Origin of the sequence: Silvimonas sp., assembly GCF_031291215.1 — a bacterium.
GTDB classification, from domain to species: Bacteria; Pseudomonadota; Gammaproteobacteria; order Burkholderiales; family Chitinibacteraceae; genus Silvimonas; species Silvimonas soli.
Window position 1 is genome coordinate 1 of sequence record NZ_JARLJK010000058.1, and the last position, 8,187, is coordinate 8,187.

An 8,187-nucleotide genomic window follows, 5' to 3' on the forward strand; every position below is an offset into this window, starting at 1 on the left:
CCCCCCCCCCCCCCCCCCCCCCCCCCCCCCCCCCCCCCCCCCCCCCCCCCCCCCCCCCCCCCCCCCCCCCCCCCCCCCCCATACGCGCTGAACGTGGGCAAACGCTGGCATTGCTGGCATTCCTGGCAACGCATCTTGTAGTCCGCGATGGGCAAGAATCTGATGGGCGTTTCACCGCGCATGGTGGAGAGGATTGGACTAGGAGCTGCCAGCAGCCCCATGCTCAAGAGGAATGTCCCACAGCAAGAGGAAGCGAGGGCGAGAAAGGCAACAAGGACAGCAACCATTCTACTGTACATCCAAGAACCGTCGCTGCGCGCCGGTACTTTTACCTGCAGTGGGCGTTTGTGCACAAAGCAATCGATACAACAACGGGCAGGGGCTGCAAAGGGGGGGTTGGGACGGAAGGAGCGGCCCACGAGGCGAAAGGCCTATGGAAAACACGCACGCGTAAAAGGAGGGTGGGCCGGGGCAAGTATTTTTTTTAAAAAAAATGAGGGAAGGTCCACGCCCCCCAAAACTATGCGGGGAACCTTGTCGTCACTTTGCCTCTCTGCGATTTCTCGCGGCCCGGAGGAGTTCCGACGGCGCCTTCCCACTCCTGGTGTGCTCAAGTGCATTAGCTATGTATTATCAGCCGCGGGTTCCCCGCCAGCCCCTCGCTTCGAGCGCACGGGCCGCCAGGAGCTCGATCTTGAATGTTGCCAAGATTGCGCTCCTCCGCGTGACGCCGGCGCATCACCCCGCCCGCGTTTCTCGATGGTTCCCCCGTTATATATTCAATCCCTATTGTGACAGGCGTCAGGGGCTGCGGGGCTTCAAGGGCTTGCCCTCAACCGCACGATCGCCGACTTCGTCAGTTTGGTGGCCGTCGGACAGGAGGGCGTCGCGCCCCCGTGCGCGAAATGGTGTTTCTAAGTGCCCCAACATCAACTCCGTTGGCGGGTTTGAGCCGCGTATTATTACCCGTGTGCACCTTGCGATCAACGAAGCAAGTGTCTGTGTGTATTGTTGCCCCGCCCTCACTGCTGCTCCTCAGCATCCTGTGTGTTTTAGAGGTGCCCGTTATGTTCACCAATGAGTTCGCCCCGTTTCTCCACGCCTGCACAACGGAAGTCGAGTTCATTCATTGGTGTGTGTTGTGTGTTGTGTGTGTTGTGTGTGTGTGTGTGTGTGTGTGTGTGTGTGTGTGTGTGTGTGTGTTCACAAGCAGTCAGGGAACGATGTGAGCTTGCGCTTCCTGTCACTGTGCCGACAGGTGAGGTGCTGTTGGGCAAGCTGAGGAACTGGGGGCGCGGGCGTAGGCTGCGCAGCCACTCTGGGCCCAATGATGGCCCCAATCGGCCCTGAAGTTGGCCCGGGTGCTGCTGCTCTTTGCCGCGTGGATGCAGCTTGAACACGTGCTGGTGGCGGTACGGGAACTGGAGGCACTGGAGGAGCCTGTGGGACCTGGGCAGCCACAGCGCCAGGTGGAGGTGAGGGCGGCACTCGCTCCCCCACGGTAGCAACTCGGGGAAGTGATCGTGCTGGCCTTCCTCGGCGCTTCAGGGGCGGGCCTGGTGCTGAAGCCAGGGCTGCGGGTCCCGGCGTGGCTGCACTAGGGGGGGCGGCGGCCGGGGGCGGTTTGGTGCGCTTCTTGTCCTTGCGCATGGCCTGCGCTCCGGCCACCTTCCGCCCGGTACGCAGTGCCGTGTTGGAGGACGCCTCAGGCAGGAGGCTGGTCGTCCTGCGGAATGTCTTCTGGCGGGAGAGCATGTAGCGTTCCACTGCCCGCTCCAACACGCACACCCGAGCAATCTCCTCCACAGGTGACGTGGGTTTGGTCGTAAACACACCCTCCCAACAGCGCCGGATGAAGGCGCTCTCTGACAGCTTCTGAGCGCACCACACGATCACGTTGCCAAGGTGCTTGCGTGTGTTTGCTGGTGTCAGGAGCTTCTTGTGGATGTACCACTCCAGCTGAAGCATGAAGCGCTTGAAGGCCTCTGTCACCACCGTCAGGCGTTGTTGAGGACCTAGGCGAACAGATTTCGCAACGTAGGGCCCCACTGTCGTGTCCAGGTCACGCACAATCGCCTGCGCAGCTTGGTCAACGTCAGCGGCTCGGACACCTGCTGGCAGCGTTCGCCCACTCGCATGGTAGCGGGGCTTGCAGAACTGCCGAACCTTGCGCAACCCGTAGACGTCCCAGCCCGCCACGTACGCTAGGTTCGCAGTTTGGAACTCGTCGTGCAGGGTGGGTAAGTCTGCCTCACACTCCAGAAGCAGGGCCTCCACTGTGCCCTCGTGGAACGTGTCGGCATGCCGCTCTTGGAACTGGGCGGAGTACCAATACGCTTCCACAGCACCTTGGGTGGAAGGCGGCGCGTCTGGGCTTGGGGAGAGGCTGGGGTGCGCCAAAATGACAGAGAGCGTGTCGTGGAAGACGAACAGAGACAAGAGCGGAGACAGCTCAGAATTGTGGCCAGTACACTGCTGCCAGCATTCCCGCCGTTGTGTCGCAGGGAAGAATGCTTGCATGAACGCGGTGTAAGCCTCCTGCATACGCCCACTCCACGTCGCGCCCCCCCACTCAAGCTGCCCACCACCACTGCGTCTGGCGAGGTCAAAGTTGACGTTCTTGCGCACCGCTTCGATGAACTGCTTGAGAGCTCCTGCTGGAATGGAGAGAAACTCCTCCAGCAGCTGCGAGGCCTTGGGTCCAGGGGCATTCCGAAACCGAAGCAGCACCGCACTTACCACCTCCGCGGTTGCCCCAACTGCGCCATTCAGCACCGGAGGAAGCGGTGTGGCCACTGGAGCAGGCGGGGCACAGGGAGGAGCAGCAGGGCGATCACCTCCTGGGTTCAGAGCAACCTCCGATTCATCCACACCACTGGCTATCTGTCGTGTTGGCTGGGGGGAAACCGTCAGGGGCCAAGCGAAACGGTAAGAACCACAGCCTGTTGGCGCTGGCAGTGGCACGCGTGGGCGGCTGTCACCAATGTTCTCCGACTCGGAGTCCTCTCCTTCCTCAGACCCAGGCTCACTGGCACTACGAGCACGTCCAGCCTGAAGGTCCCCGGCCAGAAGCTTGCGACGGGCGTTTGGAACAGGAGGGGGAAGGTCGGGCGTGAAGGAGTGGTCACCAGCAGTGGACTTACGCTGGCGATCATCCTTGCCAACCAGCTTGGCACTGATGTAGCGTTTGACGCCGATCTTCGTTGTCTGCTGCACACGGAGAGCGGTGGGATTGGTCTCGGAGGACGACTGGCGCAGGTTGCCAAAGTGATGCTCGATGTGGTCGTTGTTTGGCCATGACAAGCGAAGGGGGGTGGTCAGAGCCTGAGATGTGCCGCCCCTTCCTGCGTCAGCGCTGGTCAGGTGGTACACGAGCAGCACGAAACCAAAGACACACTTGACCAGCGCATCAAATGTCTCACGCGGCAAGTGCAGCAGTTCAGCATCAGCAGGACGGATCCCATTTGCAGCTGCGTACTCCTGAATCAGGCGCCTTTGCGCCTCCATTTTCTCGATGATAGCGACACACTGCAGCAGGCGCCTGTCCTGGACTGTGCAGTACTTGTGGCCGAGCCCAGGTGAGAACATGCACGTGAGGAGCAGGTGCATGTCATCCAGAAATTCAATGGTGGCAGTTGGATCGCTGCTGAACACGGTGTCCCCTGCATCTCGCTGCACGCAGCGGAGGAGCGCCACAGTCCTGGGGTGAAACAAAGCACGAAGCGGGGCCACAGACATCTTGGACCACGCTGTCAGGTTGAGGGCAGTGAATGTGAGCGGGGTTGTGCACGAGCTGTGATGCTGCTGGCTGTACTGGTGAGCTTCGCGAACATGAGACATGGAGATGTCATACAGGTGAAAGGACCCATCGCTGTTCTTGACAACCTTCACCATTTTGCGTGAGCCGGCAGTGGAGGACGCATCGAAATGGTTGCGGCAGTTCTTGAGGATGTGGGTGGGGTCGCCAAAGTGGATGAGGAGTGTGCCAGCGTCCAGGGGATGCGGGCTGTATGTTGCGCGTTGCAGCGACTTCTGCACGAGTGCCCTGTATCGCACGTCGATCTCCGAAGTAATGACGGTGCCACGCTCCACCAGTGCCATGCCAAAGTGAGGGCTATCGCCAGCACAACCAGGCTCCGAGTCATCCTCGTCAGGAAGCGCTGCAGTCTCGGGCAGCACAACAGGACGGCCACCGGCGCCAACCCCGGTGCCAGTGCCCGGGCCCGAGACGACTCGGACAGGACCCGTGCTCACAGCAACAGCAGGCTCAGGCTGACGAGGGAGCACTGAATCCAAGGGCGGAGGCGTCACAGCGCAAGGGGCGTCAGCGGCCGGTTCGGGACTTGGAGCGAGCCAGGGCAGGTTTGGGTGCACTCTGTCGGGGGGGCCCTTGCCAAACGGTGTGGTCAACACGCGCTGAAATGTCTGCGAAGTTTTACGCGCAACGTTAGCACCAGCGCAGTACATGCACACTGGCAAGAAACACAAGGTGAGCAATACCAGGTTTGTGGGATGCAGATCGAATGTACACGCCGTGACGTGGAGGTCGCACAATGCCAGCCCTGCAACACAGGCGTTGAGATCCAACACCATGTCGTACGCCTTGTTCTGGTCGCTCTGGTGCACAAAAAACGTGGCGAAGGGGAAAGAAATGACGCCACTGTGGCCCCGGAAGTACCACACGTTGGCGTGCGTTGCACACTGGGGTATGAGATCTTCAAACGTGAAGTCTGGGTTATTGGCGCGTCGGGCCAGTGCCAAAGGTGTCTCCTCTTTGAAACCGACCAGTTTCCCGTCTCCGCTGAAGAGGATACCCTGCACACCCACACACGCACAGAACATGACATTGTGCATACAGGGAGATCCTGCCAAACTCACGCCACAGGTACCTCTTGGATGCTGACGTCGTCGTTTTCGAGAGTCCCAAACCGGTCCTCTTTCTTGACGTGGGGTCCGTGAGACAACTCCCACGCAAGCTTCAGCGCGTCCTCTCCCACACCACTGCTCGCAGCCTTCGTGTTGTTTGCCCGCCTGAGCGTTGCCTCCGAGGGAAACATGAGAGGGAAGCATGCTCGTACCTTTCGGGCAGCAGACGGGCTGGTGTTGTGGACCAGGAGGGCGAAGTGGATCAGCATTGGCGGGTATGCCATCGTTGTCCGGCTCTTGCCCAGATTCTGCAGCCAGTGCTGCTGCATGGCGCCAAGCATGGTGGAGGGGCCGGCAAGATGCCGCAACTCCTCAATCGTGTTGTGGTCCATTCCCGAGTCAGCCAAGAAGGCATGGGCGTCTTTGTCCAGAGCTCCAAAGACAGACGTGACTAGGTCATTGACAGTGGCCAGCTGGATCTTGAGGCTCTTGACAGTGTCTTGTTTGCGTTTCACTAAACGCTTCTGATCAGTGACGTTGTCGTGGAGGGCGACAAGGCCATCCTCTTGGCTGGTCCGTGACCCGTACTCACCGTTGTAATTCAAGCCATGAAGCTCTCGGATGAGTTCTTTGTTGTGGACACGCTTGCTCTCCTCTTGGTAGGCGTCACCATGGCGAGTACTGTTGTCGTGGTGCCACCTCTTCATTGCTGCAAGCTTGGCCTGAAAAACAAAAGGATGTGTAAACACAAAAAAAACGCATGAACCACATACCGGAAAGCCCCGGCCAAACAGAGTACAACTGAGGGAAACAACAGCACTCCCGGCCAGTGCCGGCGGCAATGAAGCAGCGCCCTGGCAATCACCTCCTCTCGCCTCAACGCCTCCTCTGCCTCCTTCAGCGGCTCATACACTTTTGTGAACAGTGCCATTAGGTCTGGGCGACGGTCCAACTTAGCCTCTAGTTGCTTTTGGACTTCCCCCGCCTTATCCAGCGCCGTCTTGGTTTTCATTGCCAGGCGCACTGCGGCCTGTGCTGCTTCCTCAGCCTGTTTGACAAAAGCCGCGTAAAGGCAAGCATTGGGAGCGTGTACAAGAAGCACTGGCCCCCTACGAACCCTTCACGTTCCAGGGTGGGGGGAGTGAGAGGTCAGAGCTTACCTTGCTTAAAAAGCACTTCGGCGTGGTGGGGCTGAAAACTCGTTTCGGCAGAGTCACAGCAGGGCCGCCAACTGATGCACCAAAGTTCACTATCACTGGAGAGGCCTCCTCCTGGTGAAAACGGGCAGTCGCTCGACACAGGTTTAATTTCCACAGGGCCGCACACGCGGGGCATCTGCCTGCGGGGTCAGGCTTGTCACCCACTGACAACCCGAGGATGAGAATTGAGCAGGAGACGTGCCGGACACACGAGAAGCTGGTGTCTGTTGGCCTTGCCCCTGGATCCACTGCAGCAATTATTGTCGCCGCAGTTTGCTTGGCAAGGATAGGCTCGCTGTGCAGCTCTGCACAGGTTGAGAACACAAAATTTGAGGTAAAACCAATGGAGGAGCATACACGCGTGCAATCATGGGGGGGGGGAGGGCACAACGATAATATGCATAGAAGACTTGGTACCTGTACGCCCACGAAGCACACTTGTCTCGCAGATGACACCACGGCACACACAGGCACCCGCCACCAACGGGAGCACGAGCAGAAGCAGGGGTTTGATGCCCACAGCCGTTACTTGGACAGTGGTTGGGAAACCATCACCGTCATGAGGGAGCATGCACCATTCGTGCGCAAGCAGCGACAGCGCATCCTGGAGTCCGGCAGAGAGTGGAACAGGGCGACATTGGGGGCCTTCAATGACCACGTCCCATGTCGGCTCAGTTGTGAGCGCCGAGCGTGTGATTGAAACCCCTCGAGAAGAGGACGGTGTTGAGAATGCGTTCCTGATGGTGCCACCAACGAAGTCCGCCAATGGAGCCCGAGTCCACGTGCCCGTGACAGACCAATTCTCAAACAAGGCGGGAGCAAAGGACGCAGCCTGCGCAGCAGCTTCACGAAGCACTTCACCAAGCAGCTCCACAGACACGTCTGCAAAGAGAATAAGAAAGATGCGCTAATTTCGCCGATGCGAAGCAGTGTGAGGTCGCACGCACGGGGTGAAACGTCGTCATCAAGCTGCCGGACACGTTGGCCAAGTTCCACCAGTGTGAATGCCGCCCCCTCAACTTCGCTGGCTGCAAACCAATAATACAAGGCATAGATGCACAAAACGGGCGCGAACAGCCCGGGACGCGATGCGAAGGGCACGAACCCTGAACTGTGCCTCTTGGGTCTGTTGCGGCCGGGTTCCTCGGTTCCTGTGGCGGGCGTGGCCTCAAACAGGACTCATAATACGTATAAAGTAAGTAGGCACGTTCCTAACCTGGCAGAGCTGAGGCGCGCCGACCAGGTTTTGAATTGGCAGCTTAGCGCCGAGCGGGATGCGCGATTCTTGCTCCTCCTGTCGCGCCAGCACTCTCTTCATGGCCTCCTCCGTAAAAAGGAAGTACCTCTGATGTGGTAAAGCATGCAAATGTGAGGCACGCCCCTGGAGGACCGTCCCCTTGACCTTGACGTACTCCTCCCCTTCTTTGAATTCGAAGCGGTCTGGCTTGATGCCGTTCAGCGGCGGGTCCCCCAAAGCTGGGACGACCCAACGCCCCGCAGGGCATTGATCGGTCAGTTGTCCATCGAATGTGACAAGCGGGAACCGCGGAGAGCTGGCCATCCGCGAGAAATTGCAGAGAGGCAAAGTGACGACAAGGTCCAAACGAGCCCCCCACACATTTTTGGGGGGCATGGACCTTCCCTCATTTTTTAAAAAAATGCTTGCCCCGGGTGGGCCACGTTTTTGTTGTGCTGCCCCCCACACAATACAGAACGTTATGTTACAGGTACATTTACAAACGCGCCAATTTCAAGGAGCGCTTCCTGCCCCCACGTCGCCCGCGTGGGCGTCAAGAGTCAAGAATCAGAAACTAAGAGGCTCACGTCCCCAAACAGGCGGGTCCACAAACTCGCCCTTTTCCGGGAGAACGTGTGTGTGTGTGTGTGTTTGCGTGCACCCCCGCCTGACATTGTAACTAAACACGTCTTGGACGCGGGATATCACACACACGCACAGAAACGCAGGGACATGCACACGTACACAGGGGGACAGACGCACAGGGAGAAGATGCACACTACACGAGCAGGAAGACGGAAATGCTACAGCAAGGCCAGGAGAGCACAAGCACAAGCACAGTAAACAGAAACTCAGACGCAGATATACACCTACTGTTGCACACAG

At 59.0% G+C, this 8,187-nt stretch carries 2 protein-coding genes; both read right to left on the reverse strand.

Annotation, left to right across the window (positions count from 1 at the left end):
• Positions 1-1,203 precede the first annotated feature (1,203 nt).
• Positions 1,204-4,101 (reverse strand): hypothetical protein, encoded by a 2,898-nt coding sequence (locus tag P4L78_RS04525; RefSeq protein WP_309327099.1) that lies wholly within the window; start codon positions 4,099-4,101, stop codon positions 1,204-1,206.
• A 773-nt stretch (positions 4,102-4,874) separates the two neighbouring features.
• Positions 4,875-5,615, reverse strand: coding sequence for a hypothetical protein (locus P4L78_RS04530; RefSeq protein WP_309327100.1), 741 nt, complete (start codon positions 5,613-5,615; stop codon positions 4,875-4,877).
• Positions 5,616-8,187: the final 2,572 nt, after the last annotated feature.